The organism is Paenibacillus sp. cl123 (assembly GCF_900101595.1).
GTDB lineage: Bacteria > Bacillota > Bacilli > Paenibacillales > NBRC-103111 > Paenibacillus_G.
In genome coordinates, this window is record NZ_FMYY01000011.1 from 22,001 (window position 1) to 46,039 (window position 24,039).

Sequence of the window (24,039 nt, forward strand, 5' to 3'; positions counted from 1 at the left end):
GTTCTCCTCCTCTTGGCTTGTTAGGAACCTGTTGTTATCCTTTAACCACTGGTTCATACAGCTCCGAGCGCAATCCGCTGTCCTGAACGGCTTTCTGCCATGGGTCCTCGACCATGGAAAGCGCAAGCTCGATCCGCTCATTCAATGCCCGGCGCTGCTCCACATCCTCCAGGACGGCTTGCCGGATCGTATCCAGCCCGCAGCGCTCCACCCAATCCGAGGTGCGTTCGGCATAGTTCGCCTGCTCCCGGTACAGCTGAATAAAAGCGCCGCATATTTCATGAAGCTCCGCATCTGTCTTCACCTTGCAGAGCAGATCTGCCGCACGCAGCTTAATGCCCCCGTTGCCTCCGACGTAAATCTCCCAGCCTCCGTCATTGCCGACGATGCCCAGATCCTTCGTGCCGGACTCGGCGCAGTTGCGCGGGCAGCCATTGACCGCCATCTTGAATTTGGCCGGCATCCACAGCCGCTCGTACTTGCGCTCCAGCTCGATGCCCATTCCCATCGAATCCTGGGTGCCGAAACGGCAGAACCGGGAGCCGACGCATGTCTTGACTGTCCGCAGCGCCTTGGCATACCCGTAGCCGGATGGCATATCCAGCTCAGCCCAGATCCCCGGCAAATCCTCCTTGCGTACGCCCAGCAGGTCGATCCGTTGACCGCCGGTCATCTTGACGGCCTGAACCTGGTATTTATCGGCCGCATCGGCTATTTTCCGCAGCTGCTCCGGCGTCGTCAACCCTCCGTACATCCGCGGGATGACGCTGAAGGTGCCGTCCTTCTGAATGTTGGCATGCAGCCTTTCGTTGACGAACCGCGAATCGCGCTCGTCCTCATGCTCGGTCGGATAGATCATGCCGAGATAATAGTTGATTGCGGGACGGCACTTGGAGCAGCCCTCCTGCTGCTTCCAGCCGAGCACCTGCATCACTTCCTGCACATGCGTCAGATGCATATCGCGGATCGCGGCGACGATCTCGTCGCGGCTGTGCTCCGTGCAGCCGCAGATGCCGGCGGAGACCGCGGCGGCCGGAGCGTAGCCCGCTCCCAGCGCCGCCTGAAGCAGTTGCTCCACCAGCGGCTTGCAGCCGCCGCAAGAGCGGGTCGCTCCCGTGCAAGCTTTGATCTCGTCGACGGTCGTCAGCCCGCGCTCGCGGATGACGCCCACGATCGTTCCCTTCGTCACCCCGTTGCAGCCGCAGACGATCTCGTCGTCGGCCATCGCCGCGGCGGCATTTTTTTTGCCTGCTCCGCCGCAGCAGCCTTCGCCGGCTCCCGAACCTCCGAACAGCTCCCCGTAAATCTCATCGGTCATCGGTTCGCCGTTTTTCACCCATCTGGTCAGCTGCGCCGAATCGCTTACATCGCCGTACAAAATCGCCCCGACCATACGTCCTTCCTGCAGCAGCACTTTTTTATACGTGCCGTTCCACTCATTATGCATGCGCAGCACGCGATGCTCCGTCCCCTCCAGAAACGCTCCGGTGGAGAATACGTCTACGCCCGATATCTTCAGCTTGGTGCTGACCGTGGACCCTTCATAAGGCGGTGTTTCGATGCCTGCCAGCGTACGCGCAAGCGTCTGCGCCTGCTCGAACAGCGGGGCTACGAGTCCGTAGCATATGCCGCGGTGCTCGCAGCATTCGCCGACCGCATACACGTCGGGCGCACTCGTGCGCATGTAGTCATCGACCAAAATACCGCGGTTGACGCGAAGATCGCTCGCCTGAGCCAGCGCGACGTTTGGCTTGATGCCCGCGGCCATCACGACCAGCTCGGCCGGCAGCCTGGCGCCGTCCGCAAACTCCAGCTCGCTTACCCGGCCGTCCGCGCCATGCAGAGCCACGGTCTGGCTGCTGAGGCGGAAGGCGATACCCTGGCGCTCCAGCTCGGCCTTCAGCATCACGGCGGCCGTTTCGTCAAGCTGACGCTCCATCAGCCGGTCCATGAGGTGAACGACTGTCACCTCCATGCCGAGCTTCGTCAGTCCCTTGGCCGCTTCCAGCCCGAGCAGCCCGCCGCCGATTACCGCAGCGCGGCGCACCTTTTGCGAGGCGGCCATCATTGCCTCGCAGTCGGCGATATCCCGGAAGCCAACTACGCCTTCGAGTTCTGCGCCCGGAACAGGCAGGATGAAGGGTTTGGAGCCCGTCGCCAGGATCAGCATGTCATAATGATCCGCTTCCCCGTCTTCCGTGTACACCCGCTTCGCTTCCGTATCGATATATTCGATCCGTTTCCCGGTATGCAGGGTAATGCCGTGCTCTTCGTACCAAGCCCTGTCGTTAAGTACAATCTCGTCGATGGACTTGCTACCCTCCAGCACATAGGAGAGCTGGATGCGGTTATAGTTAGGGTAAGGCTCTTCGCCATACAAGGTAATATCAAAGCTCCGGCTCAGCTTCAGCAGCTGCTCCAGCGCGTTCACTCCAGCCATCCCGTTGCCGACCAGTATCAGCTTAGTGCCGCTTTTATTGTCGCTCATTTGTATCCCTCCAGCCTTGGTCATGACTACATTTTACACATATCGGCCCCAGTCGTATGTGAATATTGTCACATGAAATGACCGGGATTGCCCCGGCTTATCGGAAAAGTCATAATCCCCCCGCTTCGGGCGCAACCTAGCAGAGGGAGGTGAGCTTAAGATGGCAGGAAGAAACAGCAAGCCGAAGAATAACGGTCCGGCCAGCAGTCCGTCGCGTCTGGATCAATATGGCGCCAAGCTGGCTGACGACACAGTCTCCCGGAATGCCGGACGCCAAGACGAAGCTTGCGACACGCAGCAGGACCGCAGCTAATCCTCTCCAATCGGAAGAACCCGGGCCAACAGGCGCCGGGCTTCTTGCTTTTCCTATATAGCTTTGACAGGCAAATACCGCGTGCTTGCAGGCATTCCCTCGAAGCAGACAAGTTATGATGGACAAGTCTGCCTGCGCCCTCATATAGTAGAAGAGCAGCGAATATTATGATAGAGACGTCGATTTTGGATAATTCCATCGTCTCTGTACGATAAGGAGGTTATCTCGCTTGAGTAAACGCCGGACGGCATTCGGATTGGCTTCACTGCTCGCTTTGTCAACTCTCATCACTCCGTTGTCTGCTTCCGCCGCTTCAGCCGCCCCAAGCTTCAAGGACACAGCCCGGCATTGGGGTGGAAAGGCTATCGAGTGGGCGGTCACACAACATATCGTCGACGGCTATGAGGACGGTACGTTCCGCCCAGACCAGCGGGTCTCTGAACCGGAATTTCTGGCGATGCTGCTGCGGGCTTATCCGGCGCAGAACGGAGCGGCCTCAGGCGCCTCGCCCTGGTATAAGCCTTATTATGATACTGCCGGCTCCAATCGCTGGACGGTACAGAACCGGATTGAAGCCGATGCCTATAATCGCGGCGCTGTAGCCAGTTTGATCGCGTCCACCCAGCAGGGGGCTTTGAACCTGAACGACTCGATCAAGTATTTGCTGAACAGCGGTCTGTCACAAGGAAAAACAGCTCCTACGGTCGAAGGCTACCAGGCGTCTGACGCCTTGTCCCGTGCCGAAGCCGTGCAATTTCTGATGAATATGAAAGCCAAGATTACCAAGCTGCAGGCGGCCCCGGCCGGTCCGAGCAGCTCCGGCAGCCAAGACAGTCCAGCCGCGGACGCTTCCGCCGCCGTTCCTGTCTCCGTGCGCGGCATCTCGCTCGGGGATACGGCCGAGCAGGTCGTCGCCAAGCTTGGTCAGCCCGCCCGCCAGGATCAGTCGCCGTATGGCTTCACCTGGTACATCTATAATCAGGATTACATGAATTACGCACAAGTCGGAATAGACGGAGGCCGTGTCGTCGCCTTATATTCGCCTTCGGACAACTGGCATACGGACAGAGCTGTTCAGGACGGCGTCGCCAAGAGCACCGTAGAGCGGCAATATGGACAGCCTCTGAGCTATATCCAGAAGGGCAATACCCGTTTCATGATCAATTACGGCCAAGGCGAATACGGCACCTATGCTATAGAAGGCGCGTATGTAACCTTTTTCTATGATATTCACCGCGGCAATGTCGTGACCGGTCTCCAGGTGATCGGAGAGGCTGCCGAGAAAGCGCTGGCCTCCTTCTATCCGGCAGAAAGCGAGGCGTTGCGCCAAGCCTTCGAGCTGGAAGCCTTCGATCTCGCCAACAGCTCCCGCGCCAAGCTGGGCCTCGCTGCCTTCGCCTGGGCCGAGGATGCGGCCGCCACCTCCCGCAACCACAGCCGGGACATGGCCGAGCAGGAGTATTTCGATCACGTCAACAAAGCGGGACAAAGCCCGTTCGACCGGATGGAGCAGGACGGCATCGTTTACCGCATGGCAGCCGAGAACATCGCGGCAGGACAGTCCAGCGCCATATTCGCCCATCACGGCTGGATGAACTCGGCCGGACATCGGGCCAATCTGCTTGGGGAAACCAAACGGCTCGGCGTCGGCGTAGCGTTCGGCGGCAAAAACCATATCTACTATACGCAAAACTTTTATACACCTTAGCTTGGACATCCGGTGAACACCGTGCGGCCCTGCGGCCAATTGGGGTTACCAGCTCTCGGCCTCTTGCTCTCCGGACGTTTAAGAGATTTCGGCGCTGTGCTCGTTAAACAGCAAAGAACCGCCAGGTATGCTGAACCGCCACCCCGGTTATTAGACCTACTATCTAATAACCAGGATTGCGCTCATTCAAACCTGGCGGTTCTTTTATTTTTCCCCTTCTGCCGCGCTTCGCGCTCCCGTCTTCCGGTACGCCCGTCCTCTACCGCCCCTGCTTCGCCATATACTCGAACAAAAACGATTGTCCATTGCGGTAAAACCTGGGATCGTATACGCCCAGCCGCTCGTCATCGTCGACTATGACAACGAACGGCGACCATTCAACCAAGGTTCTCGCTGCGGGATTCACTGTGAACAGCTGCTCCAGGTCGGCTCCTTCACTGGAGACGAGATCGGTCACATGGCGAAGGCCCGTCCACAAGCTGCCTTTTGTCAGCTCGACGCGGTCCCCAGTTTTGCCGATCACGGTAAACACGCCCGGCACGAAGTCGGCCGACAAGGCTACCTGCTCATAGGCGGCGTGAGCCTGCTTGTACAGCATGGAGCCTTGAGCCGATTGGATGGCCACGTGGAGAACGAGCAGCAGCCATACGACGCGGTACACCCGGAAAGCGTGCCCGCGTTCCCGGCGATGGACACGGAAGCGCGCCCACAGCCAGCCGGCGAGCATAATGGCCCACATCACCAAATCCACGATCGGAATCGTGCCGAACGTTATTCTTACCGTCGATACAGGCTCCAAATACCCCGTTCCCCAGGCGTTAAACAAATCGCTTGTATCATGGATAAACACGGCAAGCGTCCCGAGACCGAAAAACAGCCACCCCTTCGCTCCCCAAATCCAGCGTGCGATCAGCGCAATAAGCGCCGACCATACCGGAACCAGAAACAGCGAGTGCGTCAGCCCGCGATGCCACATCTGATAGCGTCCGGCCGTATCCCACCAGGAAGAAATCACATCGCTGTCCGGGATCTGCGAGCCAACCACGGCCGTGAACAGCAGCGCTTGCTTCTCCTCGCGTGTCATGTTTTTCTTATTCACAGCCCCGTATAAAGCCAAGCCGAAAAAAGTATGAGTCAGTGTGTCCAAGCTTGCTCCTCCCAGTTCTCTCCGGCTACACCGATACCGCCAAGCGATCTCCAGCCGTCTTGACATAAATCGTGAAAGTAAACTTCGTTCCCTGTCCTTCCTTGGACTCTACACGGATCGTACCGTCCATCAGCTCGACGAGCCGTTTGCAGATGGCGAGCCCAAGCCCCGTGCCGCCATGCTTGCGGGCCGAGGAATCATTTTGATGAAAGGGCTGGAACAAATGCGGCATATAAGACTGGGGAATCCCAACCCCCGTATCCTTGACAGTAAACTCCAGCTGTAACCGTTCCCCCTCCCGCTGCTTTTGTCGAATCCGAATGGCTATCTCGCCCTCCTCGGTAAATTTGACGGCATTGCCGACCAGGTTAATCAAAATCTGGCGTATTCTGCCTTCATCGCCGACCAGCAGCTCAGGGAGATCCGGGTCCAGCTGCCAGCGAATCTCCAGCCGGCGCTGCCGGATGTTCGGGTGGAACAGCTGCAGCGTATCTTCCATCATGCGCTGCAGATAAAACGGGTCTTGATGCAGATTTACCTTATCGTGCTCCAGCTTGGAGAAGTCAAGCACTTCGTTGATGACATTCATCAGGCTTCTGCCGCTTTTCACTATGATGCCGACATATTCTCGCTGCTCCTCGCTAAGCGGGGTTTCCTGAAGAAGCTCGCTCATGCCGATCACCCCGTTAAGCGGAGTCCGAATCTCATGGCTCATAATTGCCAGAAACTCGCTTTTCATACGGGCGGCCCGCTCCGCCTCCAGCTTGGCCTGGATCAGCTGTCTCTCGGTTTTTTTCTGCTCCGTAATATCCTTGGATATCGTATAAATATCGATGATTTTCCCCGCCTCGATCATCGGCACGATCGTCGTGCTCAGGATGACGTCATGGCCCGCTCTGTGCCTAATGGAGAACTCGATCGTCTGCGGAGTCCCTTGAAGCACCTTGGCGAAGCAACTGCGAATTTTGTAGCTCTCCCGCCGGCTGACAAACTGGGCGAAGGACCGTCCTTCGAAGCTGGCGGCATCATAACCCATAATCCGCTCCGCCGCAGGGTTCGTTCTCAGCAGCCTTCCTTTTAAGTCGAACAGGCATACCATATCCGGATTATGCTCGAATATCAAATCATACCGCTGCTTGTTTTTCTCCGCTACGCTCAGAGCGAATCGGCGGTCCAGAAATTGACTGAAGGCGATCAGCAGCATACTGATCAGCCCCGCAGCCCCTATCCAGCGAACCAAACGCATCTCGTCCCGTCCCCGAATCAGCTCGAAATTGCCAAGCTCCCCGGCCACCGAGAAATGAGAGCCGAGCATAGCGGTGTAATGCAAGCCGGCAATGGCCGCTCCCAGCCCCAAAGCCCCCATCAGCTTGTGTTTGCGGCTCAAGTGACGCCCGGCGCTCCTCTGCCGGACCGATATATATAACGCCCCGAACGAAACTCCGCAGGCGATGACTACGGACAGCAGAACCAGATAAGGATTATAAGACAGCTGGACGGGCAGCCTCATCCCGCTCACTCCTATGTAATGCGTGCAGGCAATCGCCAGACCCGTCAGCCCTCCGCCAAGCACCAGTCGGACGCCCGAGACGGATTTGTCGGCCATAACGGCAATAGCCCCGCCCGAAGCGCCGACCGAAAGCAACAAGGCTAATCCCATGTAGGCCGGGTCATAATAGACCGGAAACGGCAGACGAAACGCCAGCATGCCGACGATGTGCGTGGACCATACGCCTATCCCCATCGTCAACGAGCCGAGAAGCATCCAGACCGCCCGGGATCTTCCCTGAAAGAAGCGGACCCGTTCATTCAGCGTTAATGCGGCGTAAGATGAAACGACTGCAATCAATACGGACAGTGCAACAAGCGGAAAGCTGTATGTTCCATGCAGATATTCCATTCGTTCACCTCGATTGGCTAGTCTCCCAGCACGTTTACTTAATAAAAACTCCGCCGAAGGGCAGCGCTTCCCTCAGCACCCGGCGGAGAAGCGAATCCTGGCGCAGTCCGGATTCGAAGCTGCGATCCCGCGGAGCAGGCTGCAGCAGCACCTTGCCGGTCCCCTTCAGCTCCCACTGGTAATTCATTTGCTGGCTGGCCAGCGGGTTGCCGTATACGGCAAGGCGCATCTGGGCTTGCTCCGGGAATGCGACGAGGCAGCCCGTGTCGACATAGACCGGCCGCTCCGGGTCCAGCTCAAGCTCGCACAGCGTTCCTGCCGAGATCAGGCCAAGCAGACCGCCTCCCGAGAACTTCATCCGCACCCAGTCCCGGGTGACAAGCGCCTGCTTCACCCGTTGGAAGCGGCTCTCCAGCGTCATCCGCCCGTCATATAGCAGCACATGACGGATGTCGAAGAGCAGATCGCTTCCGTCCGGCAGCTCCAGCGCCTTGAACTGAAAACCGGCCGGCACCCCCAGCACGAAGCGTGACGGCCCCGCCATCCTTGACTCCACCCAGCGTTTTCGGCGGTAATATCCCGCCAGATTCAGCAGCCGGTCCTCCCTGCCGCGTGACGGTCCCTCGAAGGCGATGATGCGGGCGGGCTGCAGCACATGCGCCACCTCGCCGGGACTCAGTTCGACTGCAGCCGCTTGTCCGTCGCCGGCCGAGCCTTCGACCCGGGCGTTCATTCCGGTCCTCCCGGCATCCCGCCGCGTCCCCGACGCCATAAGGCGAATCTAACCATGCGCGTAAGCGCAAAATAAAGCAAAGCAAGTCCCGCGGCAGTCAGAGCTGTCCACGCAATCTGCCGGTTGCGTACAGACTGGGCGTATCGCGCCTCCTCCAGCTGCCTAAGCGTCTGCTCCAGCCGGGTATTGTGCATCTTCAACTCTTCATTCTCGCGGAGCAGCTTGTCCTGCGTTTCCTGAAAGCTCCTGGCCGCTTCCTCCGAGCGTGCCATCGCCTCTTCCATCTGCTGCCGGCTTTGCTCCAACTGGCGCTTGGTATCCTCATATTGCTCCTGCAGCTGCCCAACCTGCTCGGGCATGCCGTATATATCCTTCACGCGATCAATAATCCCCGCCTGCGCCTCGTATCCGGGCAGAACCAGCAGCAGCGCCAAACAGCCCAAGCCTACCCGGGCTTTCAGGCCCGCCCATGAAGTTAGCATTTTTGTCCTGCCTCCCGGCATGCCGGTCCCCCCTGGCCCTGGGACACCATGCAAAATTGCGGCGTCCGCTTGATGTCTTTCTTTATATTGTACAGGCTATCCGGTTAAAAGGGAACTCCATCTCCCCCGCCTCGCCGGTACAATCACGAAGAACCGCCGACCCCCGCCGCCTCAAGCAGCACAGGAAACCGCAGTTCTCCGGTTCATATATGTCGCTCTCCCGCGTGTCGGGTCAGAGCTTCTGTAAGCGCTCTCGTTAAGAGCGGCCTGCAAGGGTCAAAGCAAGTATAGCCGGGACAAATATCCGAACGCCGATTCCACTAACCGCATCCAACCGATCATAGACAGCCAAAGGGGGATACTTAGCATGACTCCGAAAAATAAACCGACGGACAATCTTCCTTCCATGGCTTCATGCCTCCTTTTTCCTGCATTTCTTCAAAGGACGAGCTTCATAGCAGTCCTGTGAAGGAAAACGGGCGTCAGTCTGGATGCCTCTTTTCCCTATTATATGATGAAAGCGCTATATATTGCACTGTATTTTTCAGAATTTTTTGAATTCCGACTTTGTGAATATAATCACATCATAGCAGGGTCCGACAGCGTATACTGACCGTGTAAGAGACATACAAGGATAAACGTCTTGCGGTGTCTTTAGAAGCATGCGTTTACCGAGAAATCGAACAATCACCGGGAGCTTACACTCTCTGAGATTTCAAGAAAGCTGGGATTGCAATGAATAAACCGCCGGCGAAAGCAGATACTTATTTTCTTAATACCCGTTTTTGGCTTATTGTACTCGTCGTCATTGGAAATATATTAACTCCGCTGCTGGCCAGCCATTCGGAAGCGAAAGCCGTCGTCACCGCCATATTCCTGTTCCATATGCCCGTATTTGTGCTCGTGACCGGCTACTTTTCCAAGGGTTTTCAGGAGCATCCCCGGGCAGGAGCCGTTATGATGAAGATCGCCTGCCAGTACGTGCTGTTCCAGAGCATTTATTCGGCGCTTGATTATACGTTTTTCCATACGGAGGGCGTCGTCTATTCATTCTGGGCTCCCTACTGGATGTTATGGTTTCTGTTCAGTCATCTGTGCTGGAAGCTGCTGCTGTTGTGGTTCTGCCGGCTGAAGCATCCGGTCGCCGCCGCTTTGCTGCTCGGCCTCGCCGCCGGTTATTTGCCCGTAGACGGCATGTGGCTCAGCTTCAGCCGTACATTGGTGTTTTTCCCGTTTTTCCTCGCGGGTTATTATATGAAGCCCGAGCTGCTCCTGCGCATCAAAAACATCCGCGGCTTGAAGCTGCTGGCCGCCTCGATGCTTATCGGGACGCTTGCGCTGCTTTGTAACGGCAGGCTCGCCTTGCCCTTCGACTGGCTGACGGCCGCCCGCACCTACGAAGCCCTGCATCACACCGAATGGTATGCGGCTCTATATCGTCTGGGCCTCTACGGCCTGCAGCTCTTGGCGTCGGCGGCCTTCCTGCTGCTGCAATCCGACCGCGCCGGCAAAATCACCGAGCTTGGGGGACGCACCCTATACGTGTTCCTGCTGCACGGTCTGTGCTTGAAGCTGCTGGCGGCAGCCGGTTTGTACAGCCTGCCCGCCAGCGGCGCTGTCACTGTCACGGCGCTTGCAGCCTGCGCCGTTCTGCTGACGCTGCTGTTATCCAACAGGCAGCTCGCCGCCGTTACGCGGCCTGTCATCGACCCCGAGCCCGTCCGCTGGCTGCGCAAGCTGAAGCCGGTGCTGCGGAGGGCGCTGTAGACCGGCTTGTATCTTTCCATGCATACTTCTTGCCAAAACAAGAGCCTGCGGCTATCTGCCCCAGGCTCCAATTTTTTATATTTTCCAAGAAATTCTGCCGTAAATATTGCGAAGCTTTACACTATTTTCAAAATAATTGGAGTAAACTAGAGATGTGGCTTATCATCTGCCGAAAGGAGTGGAATCACTCATGTTCGTAAGCCCCAGCAAAGGTCATGTCACCCTGGAAGATATGGTATCGGATCTGCACGCCTACGTGCGCGAAGACCCGGCTTCCTCGTACAAGATCGTCATCGGCACCGACTCTCATACCACCCGCCGCACCACTACGCTAGTTACCGCCCTAATCATCCATCGCATTGGCCGAGGCGCCCGTTTTTTCTATTGCAAAACAAGCAGCCGTCCCTTGTTCGATCTTCGTACCCGCATCTATCGAGAAACCGAGCTCAGTCTAAGTATGGTCGATCTGCTTAACCGCAAGGGCATGAGCGATCTGCTCGCCGAATGGCCGCTGGAAATCCATATCGATATCGGACAGCAAGGCGAAACCAAGGCGCTTATCCAGGAAATTTGCGGCTGGGTGACCTCCGTCGGTTATGAAACCCGAATCAAACCGGACAGCTTCGGCGCCAGCTCCGTCGCAGACCGGTTCGCTGAGTAGTCATTAAGAAAAAAACTGGCCATGGGCCAGGTCCAGGAAGAGCTCCGCGTACGGCTCGCTGCTTTCGGTGCTTTACCGTCAATTTTTACATGAAGCTTCCAAACACCCGGTTCAGGTATCATCATTCGGGTTGCCCAACCCAAAAAAGTTGGGATCGGGGTATCGGGAGCGCTTTAATTGTAAACAACACAAAAATGCTTGCCGCTGAAAATCCAGCGGTAAGCATTTTTAACCTATGCTTCGAATTCCGGAGTCATGGGCTTATTTTTGCCAGCACCACATCATCAAAATATGCCGTACCCGGGCCAAATACACGTAAGTAAATAACGGCTATATTGGCATTCTCAGGTACTTTAAACTGCATCTTCGCCTCTTGCCACTCTGCAACGTTATAATACGGCTGACTATTGAATTCGCTGACGTAACCAGCTGCCCCAAGAACATCCTTGTAAAGCTCCACTTTTATTTGCGTTTTGCCTGTTGAAGTAACTTCACTCTGTAGCCATGCTGAAAGATCATAGGTTTCCCCGCCGTTCACAGGAAGCTGCTGTTTAACCAAAGTACCTCCGCTAGCTGCTGCTTTTATTAACTTTAATGCGTTATTGCCTGAATGGGATTTTCCTGAAGTAACGGATGTTTCCCCAGTCGTCCATGTCCCTTGCCAACCCGTAGCGATCAAATTCGTCACTTGCTCGAACCCAGGATTCGTCAACAAGTTAACGATTTGGGGCCTCTCTACTTTCTCCAACACCACATCATCAAAATATGCCGTACCTGGGCCAAATACACGTAAATAAATAACGGCTATATTGGCATTCTCAGGTACTTTAAACTGCATCTTCGCTTCTTGCCACTCCGCAACATTATAATACGGCTGACTATTGAATTCGCTAACGTAACCAGCTGCTCCCAGAACATCTTTATAAAGCTCCACTTTTATTTGCGTTTTGCCTGATGAAATAACTTCACTCTTTAACCATGCTGAGAGATCGTAGGTTTCTCCGCCGATCACACTAACTTGTTGTTTAACCAGCGTATTTCCGCTTTCCTTGGTTAACTTTAATGCACGGTTGCCTGAATGAGAGTTGCCTGAAGCAACGGCGGCTTCCCCGGTCGTCCATGTCCCTTGCCAACCCGTAGCGATCGAATTCGTCACTTGCTCGAACCCGGGATTGAGTAGTATGTTTTTACTGTAAAAGATCTCAATGGAGGTGCTCACTACATCCTGTCCGCCTATTTGCAACTTTACATCGATAACATAATGACCTTCCGCTAAAGAACTCGGAATCGTCAATGCTCCATCTACACGAACCGATTGATTAGCAGGCACGGTTACAGGATTCTCAAAGACCAGCGCCAAGCCATTTGTTGCAGTACTTGTGACATCGACAGATAAGGCATACGGTTTATTGTTCGTTATGGTAACAGGAACATTTAAAGTGCCGGGATGCGTTGCTCGGATGATTTTGTCGAATGAACCGAATGCCGCACCATACTCCACTTGATAGACCCCAATATCATCCAAATAAACGGTTGCCTCTGCGGCATTTTTAATTTGCGTATTAATTAAAATATTCTTGATGTCGTATCCATCAATCTGGGCAGGCAGTTCATCGAAGAAGGTGACCTCTGTCCATTTCCCTGCATAATCCGCTAACGTCATCGCTTTGGAGAAATACGTGCTCTTTCCTTTTTCCGTATGGAGCTCAATCACAATTTGCACAGTACCTTGACTTGTTGTACCGGCAGGCGTGAAAAATTTAACAGAGCCTGCCAGCAATCCTGGTTTGACATCAATGTTTTTCCAAACACCCGCTTGTTTGGCATTTGTGAAGACTAAGCTCTTTAACCCGCTGTTTGCGTTTTGATTGGTGACTGCGATCGTTGCTGTACCATCAGGCTTCCACAAATTCCATGTGGCTGTACCATCTTCGAAAGAGGCATTGTCGGCTAAGGAATTTTCAAGATCGATACGATTCAGCAAATTTGCAAATTCACGAAGATTCGGACGAGCAAAATCTTGTTGAAAGGCATGAAGTTTTTGCTTGATTTCGCTATAAACATCACATGTTACACATGAGTTCAAAAAATCCTTTGTGTACCAGAATTCATTTGCGTTCCACCCCGTCCATACCTCGTTATAGGTTACAGGATTAACTGGATATTTGAGCGTTGGATTTTTGCTGAATTCTTGAATAAACTCCGCTCTGCGTTTGGAAGCAGACAAGCGACTTTCCAGTGTGTTATCTAACTCATTTAATATCGCTAAAGCCTCGACAGCGTTGTCAGGTTTATTGATTTGACGCTGACTTTGATAGGAATAAGCAGATGCCTCATAATATTCGTACTGAAGTAACAACTGTTCGGCCCTTAGCTTTTGCTCAGGCGTCTCTGCCTTGGCTAATACAGATTCAAGCAGAGTCCGACCCTGTACAAATTCATCTTGAGCGAGTAATAAATAAGAACTATTCCTCATCGTCAGATAGACATCATCCTTAGAGGATTGAAACCAGGAGGAGGCTCTTGCCTCTGTTCGCCAAAATGTCTCCCACATCTCGAAGTATGCCTTTAAATCCGCAGCTGCCTTCGAACCAACCGCTGCTTGATACCAGTGATCGAGCAATACGTCTACGTCTTGATTCTCGTTCCAGCCTAGCTTGGCAATAATCCATGGCTGAGGCCCATCCCCTAATACAGGATGCATGTCCCAATGATGCAATTTCACATCATGATCGACAGCGTAATCATATAAGTCTTTCACCAGATGCGGATAAACGCGTGGAGCATGGTAGGCAAAGCTTTCCATATAATCATACCAGCCTAGCGTTGTCGCCTTCTCTTTCCAAGCATCGAACTGGGCTTTCCCCTTCTGTTCCACTTCCTCATCTACCCAAGCTAGACGATCTTTCGTCACAACCGGAATAACTTGTGGATGTAGAGGAAATGCAGGTGGATCGATTACGGCTTCATAGGCGTATACCGAAAACCATTTATTTGCATACAGAGGGTCCGCTATCACGCCACTAACGACATCATTCACCCATGTATAATAAATCTCGGACATATGCGGCAGACCAACTGAGTTTTTTGCAGGATTTGCAGGATAACCGGGATGTGCAGGATTCATCTCACAAAATCCATTAGAATCATTCACAACAAGAGAAAAGGAAATTTCATTGGGATTGTTACGGAAGTACTCCTTAATATTTTCGATCGCGACCTGGACTGTTGCAGGGTTGCTAAAGCAAGGCTGCCAACCTGTGTACGCGCCGGGAGCTGGTGGTCGATTATTCGGATAGAAGTTCGGATAAGCTGTCGTATCTCCATATTTGGTAACCGGGAAAAGGGTAAACATATTATGACCAAGTTTGATTTCTGACGTAGATAGTGTACGATTTTCACGTTGCCACTTATAACGAACATCGCCATAACTGCCATCGCTCATATTCATGGATCGCCGCAACGAGAAGGCAGTTGGCTCGTCCCTCCAGCGTTCCGCCGGCATCACAAGTTCATTCAAATGCGGTACATCTGTCCACTCATCGCTTGGGAATAGCCATGTAACGCCTACGTACTTCTCCAAAAAGGCATATACGCCATTACGTGTTCCGACCGAGGTCGGGCTCGTAATGATTAATTGCGTCCCGGATGGAGCGATGATGAAGCCATCCGCATGCAGGGCTGCCACTTCTGAAGCAAGTGCTTGATCCTCGGGATAAGAGCCTTCCCCGATACGCAGCAGGATTGTCGATGGCTCCAGATTTAGACTCCCAAGCTGACCAACGGTATAGATCGGGAGTTTAACTCCTGTAGAGCGCTCTATGTAATCCGACATCGCGTCCGCCGCTTCATTGATTTCTGCGCCGCTCTGTTCAGGTTTTACAATAACCGCATGAGCTTGACCGCCATGGACGATGTACAGCGGCGGATTTGAAGCAGGTACTTCTCCTTTCAGCGCCGCTGTAACCGCTTTCTCCAACTCGGTTTTTGCGGCTTCGGTTATATTTTTCTGCATCCCCTTGTTGGTCAGATGCTTCAGGAAATCTTCCATCTTCTTGCGTGCCTGCGCAATCGTGCTTTTCCCTAACTGATGCTTGGCTTGTTGCAATGCGTTATCGAGCTGCTTGGACAGCGGGTGCCGAACATCACCTGATCCGATCAACGAATCTAGCAACGTTTGCACCTGATTGATCTGGCTTAGCGTCAGACTATCCGGCGCTTGCGCAGTGGTAGTGTTGGTCAACCCGGCCATTGAAATGAAAACCAAGGCTCCAACCCACATCCACAACATCCACTTTTGCTTCAACATAATTCTCCTCCTTTTAAAAAGAAATCGATTTCTTTCGAAATAGTAAATTCCCCATCCACTTGTCTGATGTGAACTCTCTGCTCGAACTTACTTATAAAGTTACCATCGAGGGTTACAGAAAATCTACGAAGCATCTTGCTATCTTTTTGTATATTCTTGCTGTTCATCATCGGCTTTATAAAAAATAGCGTATAATGAACAGTATCCGAGGAAGCGCTTGCAAAGAGGAGGGGCCATCACATGGAAACACAACAGCAGACGATAGACTATAACCAACGATTCCCATTCAAAATAACGCGAGTCAAGCGAATGAATAACAATTATCTCGTCCTGCCGCACTGGCACGAACAACTGGAAATCATTCAAGTGGTTTCAGGTACCGTTCAAGTTAAAGTCGACGAGCTAACTTACGTCGGTGAAGAAGGCGATATTTTCTTTTTTAACAGTCGCCAGGTTCATTCTGTGATGAATACAGACGAAGAGGTCGATCCTATGATCCAGGGTATGCTCTTCGATCGAGTTTTGCTGTACCGTGCAGTTGCAAACCAGGAAACAGAACTATGGATTTCATTATTGTTGGGACATCGAAAAATCCGCAACCACTATAAACCTGCCCATAAACTTTGGCCAAAATTAAATGAAGGGTTCAACACGGTAAATGAAGAACATACATCAAAGCTTATTGGCTATGAATTGTTAATTATTTCGGAAATCTATTCATTTATCGTATCCATTTTGCGCATGTATGCAATTGAAATTAGCTTAGATGTAAGTCCTGTCCGCTACATTGAACAATACGCAAAGTTGAAGCCAGCAGTGGATTACATAGAAAAACAGTATGCGAATAAAATAAATTTAGAGGAAATTAGCAGTCAGTCCAATATGAGTTCCTTTCATTTTTCACGTGAATTTAAGAAGCTGTTCGGGATGACGCCTATGCAAATGGTTACCGATGTTCGCTTACACCGTGCCAAACAACTGCTCTTGGATTCAAACATTAGTATTACGGAGGTTGCCGCTTTAATCGGATTTTACGATGTAGGGCATTTCAGTAAAGTTTTTAAACAAAAAAATGGGTACACACCCTTACAGTTTCGAAAAGGAATTTGATCGATAAGAACGACGTAAAAACGCGTAGACCGGTATACAGCGGCTCTACGCGTTACATATTCCGTCAAGGCCCTTGTACATATCCAAGCTTGCGGGAAGCGACTGCAGCCGCTTCCCGTAAATGCACGGCGATTTCAGGCACCTTATCCGCTGCGAAGCGATGCGCAGCGCCGGACAGGCTGATCGCTCCCAGCGGATGGCCATGCAGATCAAACACAGGAGCCGCCAGACAGCGGGCACCTTCGACGATTTCCTGATCGTCAAGCGCGTAGCCCATCGTGCGGATATGCTCCAGCTCCGCGAACAGCTTATCTTCCGACACGATCGTATTCGGCATTATGGCAGGCAGTCCGTATGACGCTACCAGCTCATGAACGGCGCTCTGCGGCAAATAGGCCGCAATCGCCTTGCCAATTGCCGTGGCGTGAAACGGCGACCGTGATCCGATAGCATCCGTCATGCGCAGCGCATGTGTGCTTTCGATAATCTCCACATAGAGAACGCTGCCCCCCACCAAAACCCCCAAATTGACCGTGTCGCCGTACCGTTCGGACAACCGCTTCATTTCCTGCAAGGCAGCCGAGCGGAGTGTATTGCGCTCCAGCAAGTTTCGCGTCAGCATCAGTTGCTTGTACCCCAGGCAATACTTGCCATCCTCGTCGCTGCGGCTGATGAATCCCCGATTCTCCAGCGTAAGCACAATCCGGTATGTCGACGATTTGGGCTGTTCCAGCAGCTCATTCAATTCGATCAAGCTGAGGGACCCGCGATCGGCCAGCAGTTCGAGCAGATCCAGCGCTTTGTCGATCGATTGGATCGTATAGCGTCCCTGTCTCTCTTCCTCTTCCTTATTCATTGCTCGTTCCTCCGTCTAACGCATAAGTCTGATCGTCCATTATCAGGATAACTTAATGACCTGCCCTCCATCAACCACCAGACAATGGCCCGTCATATAGCGCGAATCGCCGGAGGCGAGAAACAGCGCCGCATCGGCGATTTCATCCGGCTGTCCGACCCGTCCCATCGGGATCGTGTGCAAGTACGGCCCGAGCGCAGCCGGGTTACCGATCAGCGGCTTGGTCAGCCGCGTCTCGATCATGCCCGGGCACAAGGCATTGACGCGAATACCGAGCGGCGCCAGCTCGAGCGCCATCGACATGGTGAGCAAGTTGATGCCGCCTTTGGTTGCGTTGTAGTGCGCCTGGTCCGCTTCCGCCGCAAGACCGTTTACGCTCGACATGTTGATAATTGAGCCGCCTTCCCCGCGCTTCACCATCTCCCGCGCGACAGCCTGACCGACAAGAAACGTGCCTTTCAAGTTGATCGCCATGTGCTGCTCCCAGTCCTCTTCGCTAATGTCCAGGAAAGGAGAGGGTCGGCAGATTCCCGCATTGTTGACCAGCACGTCAATCGTCCCCCACTGATCCTGAACCGTCCGGACCATGTTCGCCACATCGGCCGCCCTTTGCACGTCGCCGCAAATCGCAATGGCGTCCCCGCCTTGCTCTTTGATTTCGGCAACTGCCTGCTCCAGCGTTTCCTTGTCCCGCCCCGTTATGGCGATGCGGGCTCCCTCAGTTCCGAAGCGGGCAGCAATCGCTTTGCCGATTCCCGCAGAACCTCCCGTTATCAAAGCAATTTTGCCGCTTAGTCTCATCTCGTTACCCCTCTCTTCTATTTGTTGGTTGCATCCGGCCTGCCGCAAAGCCGCGAATTACAAGCCTGCCAACGCCCGGTGGACCGACTCGAGCGTCGACTCGACTTCCGGTTCGCCATGCGCCGCCGAAACATACCATAAGCCGCTTGCACGGACAAGCACGCCCTCTTCAAGCAACCGCTCGGCGAATCTGGCATAGCGGGAGGCATCCCGCTTGTTGAACGAGGCGAAATCCTCCACTTTGGTTTCATCCGTAAACATCATATGGAACACGGGGCCTGCCTGGTTGATCAAGCCGGGAATGCCTCGCTTGACCAGAAGCGATCGGATGCCCTGCACCAGCTTGTCGGCTGTTTGCTCCATCTGCCGGTATACCGAACCGCCGTTTTTGCCCAGTTCGCCCAGTGTTGCCAGCGCCGCCGCCGTTGCCGCGCAATTGCCGTTCAACGTGCCCAGATGGCTGACGGTTCCGTCTTCGATCAGCGCCATAATGTCCGCCTTGCCGGCCACGCCGCTGATCGCGATGCCTCCCCCCATCGCCTTGCCGATCGTAACCAGATCCGGCATCAGTCCAAACTTGCCGTGAGCCCCTCCGAGACCGAGCCTGAAGCCGGTGATCACTTCATCCATAATCATGACGATGCCGAGCTCGCCGGTCAACTCACGCATCCGCTGCAGATAGCCAGGCTTCGGATGGATGCAGCCCGAGTTGCACATCACGGGTTCCGTGATGACCGCTGCAATATCAGCTTTTTCCTGCCGCAACACCGCTTCCAACGCTTCAGCGTCGTTCCAAGGCAGCAGGATGACATCCTGCAGACTAAGCGCGCTTTGCCCCCCCGTGCCGGGAACGATATGGCTGTCTGCTGCGCCGGCTGCCGCGGATTGCCGCATATCTGCGCTTGGAAACGAGGTGAAAATCGCATCCGACCAGCCGTGGTAATGGCCGTGAAACCGGACAACCTTCCGTTTGCCCGTGTAAGCCCGCGCAAGACGGAGCGCCAGCATGACGGCTTCGGTTCCTGAGCCGCTGAGCGCGACCCGTTCAGCGCAGGGCAGCAATTCCGTCAACAGCTTGGCCAGCTCGATCTCGCCCTTATGCTGCAAGCCATACGTGACGCTGTTACGCAGCGCTTCGCCTACTCCCTCTATCAAGGAAGGATGCGCATGGCCGAGAATCAGCGGACCGTAAGCGAGCAGATAATCGATATATTCATGGCCGTCCACATCCCTAACGCGCGGCCCGCTGCCGGACGCCGCAAACAGGGGCGTCGGCTTCATCGCGCTGCGCAGCGAGGAGGCCACGCCTCCAGACAAATAGCGTTTGGATTCGGCCAACAGCCGTTGTGATGTTTCATAATTTCTAGACATTTCTTGTCCTCCTTCGATCAATCAAGCATCAGATTTGGCTCTGCGTCAAGCGGATAGGCCGGTCTCCGCACCTGGCGATACTCGAAATGCCGTAAATTCGCGCTGCAGCATCCAGGCGAATCGACGTGAATGACGCGTTTGGCGAACGAGCCGAACGCGGCTTGCCAGGCGATGGCCGATTTGACGACGATAATTTTGAAATCATCCGGCCATAGGCCGACGCTCCGGACATGGCCCAGGTCCCAAGGCGCCGCCCGCTTCTCTGTCAGCACCAGCGTCAATTGTCCGCACTCGACGACTGCCGTATTTCCCATGTCCGCCCGGCCGCCGGTCATATACGGACCGATATGTCGGTATTTCCCGTCGAACAAAAGCCGCACCTTGCCGCTCACCATGACCGGTTCGCCATGCAGCCGATCGCTTTTGCCGCCGACCTGACCTTCGAAGGCGGCGCCAACGCCGATCTCAAACGCCCTGCGCACGGCTTCCTTGTCCCTGATGACGATCAGTGCCTTCTGCTGGACGTTCGTCAAGCAAGCCAGCACATGCGTCGCATCGGCAGGGCCGCCGCCGCCGACATTATCGGAACCCTCGGCGAGAATAACCGGGCCCAGAGGCTCGGCCAGCGCTGCAGAAACCGCGCTGGCCGGCGGCATCTGGTCGATCTCGAACAGGTCTTTCATCCCGATCGCCATCTGTGCGAGCTCGGATGCGTAACGCTCAGCGAGTTCCTGATCGCCATCCGTCGTGACGATGAACGACATGCCCGCATCCGCTACATCGCAATAAGGAAATCCGCCGACAACCGTCACATTCAGTACACGGGGATTCGTTTCCATGTCAAACGCCCGATCCATCAACAGCTTCATGCTTCCCTCTTCGGTCATCATCGCCTGTGGAACGACCAACATGCCCGTATGCGAATAAGAACGCACAGGTGAAATCTCCCGGCGAATGAGCCGCATCAGAAGATCGAACGCCTCTTCTGCGCGCTCATGCATATCGATGTGGGGATACGTATCGTAGCCAATGATCACGTCAGCAAGACGCACCATCGTGGGGCTGACATTGCCGTGAAGATCAATCGTCATGGCGATCGGAAATGCGGCGCCGCGCTTTTCGCGGATTCTCCGCAGACATTCGCCTTCCAGATCGCCATACTGCTCGGACGCCATCGCACCGTGCATAATGAGTAGGAGGCCGGAAGCCTCCGGGTCGATCGATGCCACAACCGCATCGATCAGCTCATCCGCCGCTTCGCTGCTCACCATCCCGCTGGGCGTAGCCGCCGCATATAACCCCGGCTTCAGCTCGATGCCATGCCTCGCAGCCGCATCGATGACACCGCCCATGGAGGTGCGGGTGCCGCTGTAGCGTTCGTAGAAGGCATCTCGCCCTGCGACCCATTCTCCCCGGAAGTTCGCCAATTCCGTAAGCCCAGGCGCAAACGTATTGGTTTCATGCAAAATGCCCGCGACGGCGATCCGCACCGATTCCTGTGCAATCATGCCTTAACCTCCCTATCATCCACTGGGCAAATTCCGCACCATTCCGCCGTCAGCTCCGCATACCATGCAATAAGGCTCAAGTAGCTGTCAATGTCCAAATACTCGTCAGGCGCATGCGCGTTGCCGCCTGTCGGACCGAGGACAAGCGCAGGTGTGCCGCTATGCAGATTGAACATAAAGGCGTCGCAAGTGAATGGCGCTCCCATCGGTTCGCCGCAAGGCTTCCCGAGCGAGCGTTCCCCCGCAGATGCGGCGACTTCAAGAAACGTCCGGCTTCGCTCGTCATCCGGCAAAGCGCTTGCTTCGAGGTAACGAATCATCGGCGTAATAACGGGCCGGCACGCGCGAAGAATCGGGAACGCGTCAAGCCGGGACTCGTAAAATGCCCACAGCTCCGCGATAAGCCCATCCCCGGTCATCCCCGGATAGCCTTCGACCCAGAATCGCACCTCGCCGGCGTCGGACATTTCCGTCACTTCGCGATGCGGGTCCCCGGTCACGATCTGAAACGCGGAGACCTCCGCCTCCTTGCTGCTGCGCCACAAATCCGGCGCCGGGTAGCGGTTTCGCAAATGATCCCCAAACTCCCGCAATAATCGGACAAAGTCAACTGCAGCATCCAGTGCGTTTACAAGCTGTTCGCCGTTGAAGACGATGCCGTTCTTGCCTGTGAACGCTGCTTTCCATGAACCGCCTCCCAGGTGGGCCGGGTACAGCTTCAAATTGCTTGGCTCCGGGATAATCGCCATATCCGCATCCGGTCCGTGCAACCGGGCAGCCAGCGCCCCATTGGAGCCGCCGTACTCTTCATCGACGACGCTTTCGGCGATGACGTCGCCCTTCAGCTTAACGCCCAAATCTCGCAAGCAACGGATCGCCATGAGCGAGGCGGCCAAGCCGCCTTTCATATCGTAAGCTCCGCGCCCATACAGCTTGCCGTCCTCGATCGCGCCATCGAACGGAGGAAACCGCCAAGGTTTTCTGCCTTCGTGCACCGTATCTGCGTGGCTTGAAAACATCAGCGACCTGCCTCCGCCCTCGCCCCGGAAACGTCCGACGACGTTAGGTCTGTCGGTATAATCCCGGCCCTGCATATAGGCAGGATGAGCCTCGAGCCCCGGCACCGAAAGGATGTCGTAAACTTCCACTTCCGCACCTTCCGACCTCAGCCATTCGGCCACCCAGTGCTGGAAGGCCCGTTCGTTTCCAAGCGGCGGATGATTCACGCTTGCAATCCTGACCAAGCATTGCGCAAGGTCAATCGCTTCTTCGCGATTCGTTGCAACCCACTGGCCGATACGTCGGGATAACGTTTCAAGCTCCACGCGATTCACCCTTTCGTTTCACCGCGCACGGTATGAACGTACGCAACGACATCGATTTCCACCAGATAGTCGCCAATGCCGCTTTGCACCGAGGTGCGCGCCGGGAACGGACGCTTCATCACGCTTTCATACACCTTGTTATAGCCCGGAAAATCCTCCAGCCGCGAAAGGTATGCGTTCACCTTGACGACATGATCGAGGGTCAAGCCCGCCGCAGCCAGGATGGTCTCGATGTTGCGCAGAGACTGCAGAGTCTGCGTTTCAATTGTAGAGCCAACCACTTGGCGCGTTTCCGGGTCGACACCTACTTGACCCGAAACATAGACGAAATCGCCGGCACGCAAGGCTTGCGAGAATGGAAGTGGAAAATTGGGAGCTTGATCGGAATGAATCCATTGGGACATAACTGTTTTCTCCTTCGCTTATTGGACTTTGCCGCGCGCGTCAACGGATATCCGGCGTTCAACGCCTCCGCCTCGCACACCGAGCAGCTGGTCATGCAAATTAGTGACCGTACAACAATGATTCGGGATGATCGAGACGACATCACCGATCCGCAGCGAGCAATCGTCCGATACCCGAACGATGCCATGTTCCTCGCTCATCCGTTCAATGACAGCGGACGGATGCTCCGGCATATAGCCGTACCCGGGACGATGCACGCTGACATCTGTCGTCAGCGTCTTGGAGCCTGCGTCGATGATGACCGTTCCGGGACGCGGTGTGCTGACAACGGTCGCATAGATGCGCATTGCGCATTCCGCTTCCGTAATCGTGCCGGGATACAGCTGCGACCCGTCGCCGAACACATAAGCGCCTGGGCGAATTTCCGTTATGCCTGGAAGCTCTGCGGCAAACTTGCTGGTCGGAGTCGAGCCGACGCTGATCTCCTTGACGTCCATCCCTTGCAGCCGGAGCTGCTCCTGCGTCATAAGCAGCGTCTGGGCTTCCGTGAGCGCGACCTCCCGGCAGCCTTCCGCCGCCGGCTTGCCGTACACATGCCCGGCATGTGTCATCAGCCCGATAAGGTCAATCCCGGGCAGTTCACCGATGCGCAGCCCAAGCTCAGCCGACTCGGCGCCGGGCTCCCGTCCGCAGCGGTTCAGCCCGGAATTGACATCGAGATAAAGCGGAATCCGCACGCCCAGCGATTGCCCGAGTCCGGACAATCCCTCGGCCGCCTCTACGCTATCCACGCTGACGATCACCTTCGCTTTCTCCAGGAGCGAGCCCAGCCTCGCGAGCTTGCTCTTGCCGATAATCGGATACGCGACCAAAATATCGCGAATGCCCGCATCTGCCATCACTTCCGCCTCGCCAAGCTTGGCCACGGTAATGCCGCAGGCGCCAAGCTCCAATTGCCGTTTGGCAATCCAGACGCTTTTATGCGTCTTGATATGGGGTCTCAGCTTCACGCCGGCTTGCGCCGCTATTTCCGCTGTTCTGCGGAGGTTGTCCTCCAGCCGGTCCAAGTCGATCACAACGGCCGGGGTCTCGAGGTCCTTTAGAAACGATGACAATATAGCCCCTCCACTCCCAATAGAAATGTCAATAAGTTCC

18 protein-coding genes are annotated in these 24,039 nt (G+C 54.9%); 5 read left to right on the plus strand and 13 right to left on the minus strand.

The genetic code is table 11. From position 1 onward, the window contains the following. Positions 1-34 precede the first annotated feature (34 nt). Positions 35-2,488: a nitrite reductase large subunit NirB gene (gene nirB, locus BLR08_RS17695; RefSeq protein WP_072337892.1), complete on the minus strand. Its 2,454-nt coding sequence runs from the start codon at positions 2,486-2,488 to the stop codon at positions 35-37. A 160-nt stretch (positions 2,489-2,648) separates the two neighbouring features. Between nirB and BLR08_RS31190 the strand changes: the two genes are divergently transcribed. Together BLR08_RS31190 and BLR08_RS17700 are read left to right on the plus strand one after the other, a co-directional pair. Next, a complete protein-coding gene (locus tag BLR08_RS31190; protein ID WP_176835547.1) occupies positions 2,649-2,801 on the plus strand; it encodes a hypothetical protein in 153 nt (50 codons plus the stop codon). A gap of 229 nt (positions 2,802-3,030) precedes the next feature. Beyond that, positions 3,031-4,509: a CAP-associated domain-containing protein gene (locus tag BLR08_RS17700; protein ID WP_072337893.1), complete on the plus strand. Its 1,479-nt coding sequence runs from the start codon at positions 3,031-3,033 to the stop codon at positions 4,507-4,509. Positions 4,510-4,768: 259 nt separating this feature from the next. Here BLR08_RS17700 and BLR08_RS17705 read toward each other — a convergent pair whose 3' ends face one another. The 4 genes from BLR08_RS17705 to BLR08_RS17720 are packed head-to-tail and all read right to left on the minus strand — an operon-like array spanning position 4,769 to position 8,771. Continuing rightward, positions 4,769-5,656, minus strand: a complete 888-nt coding sequence (locus BLR08_RS17705; protein ID WP_072337894.1) for a metal-dependent hydrolase — start codon at positions 5,654-5,656, stop codon at positions 4,769-4,771. 25 nt (positions 5,657-5,681) lie between these two features. Next, positions 5,682-7,556: an MHYT domain-containing protein gene (locus BLR08_RS17710; protein ID WP_072337895.1), complete on the minus strand. Its 1,875-nt coding sequence runs from the start codon at positions 7,554-7,556 to the stop codon at positions 5,682-5,684. Positions 7,557-7,590: 34 nt separating this feature from the next. After that, entirely contained in the window at positions 7,591-8,289 is a 699-nt protein-coding gene (locus BLR08_RS17715; RefSeq protein ID WP_072337896.1) for an AIM24 family protein, read from the minus strand. After that, positions 8,286-8,771 (minus strand): hypothetical protein, encoded by a 486-nt coding sequence (locus BLR08_RS17720; protein ID WP_256257829.1) that lies wholly within the window; start codon positions 8,769-8,771, stop codon positions 8,286-8,288. The genes BLR08_RS17715 and BLR08_RS17720 overlap by 4 nt, the downstream gene beginning before the upstream one ends. 735 nt (positions 8,772-9,506) lie before the next feature. Here BLR08_RS17720 and BLR08_RS17725 point away from each other — a divergent pair. Both BLR08_RS17725 and BLR08_RS17730 read left to right on the plus strand, forming a co-directional pair. Then, positions 9,507-10,538 (plus strand): acyltransferase family protein, encoded by a 1,032-nt coding sequence (locus BLR08_RS17725; protein ID WP_072337898.1) that lies wholly within the window; start codon positions 9,507-9,509, stop codon positions 10,536-10,538. A gap of 190 nt (positions 10,539-10,728) precedes the next feature. Then, complete coding sequence (locus tag BLR08_RS17730; RefSeq protein ID WP_072337899.1) at positions 10,729-11,199, plus strand: ribonuclease H-like YkuK family protein; 471 nt, start codon at positions 10,729-10,731, stop codon at positions 11,197-11,199. 253 nt (positions 11,200-11,452) lie between these two features. On the opposite strand, the gene BLR08_RS17735 is transcribed toward BLR08_RS17730, so the two are convergent. Continuing rightward, entirely contained in the window at positions 11,453-15,508 is a 4,056-nt protein-coding gene (locus BLR08_RS17735) for a DUF4838 domain-containing protein (RefSeq protein WP_072337900.1), read from the minus strand. A 240-nt stretch (positions 15,509-15,748) separates the two neighbouring features. Here BLR08_RS17735 and BLR08_RS17740 point away from each other — a divergent pair, with 240 nt between their 5' ends. Continuing rightward, entirely contained in the window at positions 15,749-16,618 is an 870-nt protein-coding gene (locus tag BLR08_RS17740; protein ID WP_072337901.1) for an AraC family transcriptional regulator, read from the plus strand. A 64-nt stretch (positions 16,619-16,682) separates the two neighbouring features. Here BLR08_RS17740 and BLR08_RS17745 read toward each other — a convergent pair whose 3' ends face one another. The 7 genes from BLR08_RS17745 to BLR08_RS17775 are packed head-to-tail and all read right to left on the minus strand — an operon-like array spanning position 16,683 to position 23,999. Further along, positions 16,683-17,474 (minus strand): IclR family transcriptional regulator, encoded by a 792-nt coding sequence (locus tag BLR08_RS17745; protein WP_072337902.1) that lies wholly within the window; start codon positions 17,472-17,474, stop codon positions 16,683-16,685. Between the two features lie 42 nt (positions 17,475-17,516). Next, positions 17,517-18,275 (minus strand): SDR family NAD(P)-dependent oxidoreductase, encoded by a 759-nt coding sequence (locus BLR08_RS17750; RefSeq protein WP_072337903.1) that lies wholly within the window; start codon positions 18,273-18,275, stop codon positions 17,517-17,519. 57 nt (positions 18,276-18,332) lie between these two features. After that, entirely contained in the window at positions 18,333-19,646 is a 1,314-nt protein-coding gene (locus BLR08_RS17755) for an aspartate aminotransferase family protein (RefSeq protein WP_072337904.1), read from the minus strand. 17 nt (positions 19,647-19,663) lie between these two features. After that, positions 19,664-21,154, minus strand: a complete 1,491-nt coding sequence (locus BLR08_RS17760) for a M81 family metallopeptidase (protein ID WP_256257831.1) — start codon at positions 21,152-21,154, stop codon at positions 19,664-19,666. Next, the gene (locus tag BLR08_RS17765) at positions 21,151-22,488 is read right to left on the minus strand and encodes a M20 family metallopeptidase (protein ID WP_072337905.1); all 1,338 of its coding nucleotides are present in this window, start codon (positions 22,486-22,488) and stop codon (positions 21,151-21,153) included. The genes BLR08_RS17760 and BLR08_RS17765 overlap by 4 nt, the downstream gene beginning before the upstream one ends. Next, positions 22,485-22,883 (minus strand): RidA family protein, encoded by a 399-nt coding sequence (locus tag BLR08_RS17770; RefSeq protein WP_072337906.1) that lies wholly within the window; start codon positions 22,881-22,883, stop codon positions 22,485-22,487. Before BLR08_RS17770 ends, BLR08_RS17765 begins: the two co-directional genes overlap by 4 nt. Before the next feature lie 18 nt (positions 22,884-22,901). Further along, positions 22,902-23,999 (minus strand): alanine racemase, encoded by a 1,098-nt coding sequence (locus BLR08_RS17775; RefSeq protein ID WP_083537550.1) that lies wholly within the window; start codon positions 23,997-23,999, stop codon positions 22,902-22,904. Positions 24,000-24,039 lie beyond the last annotated feature (40 nt).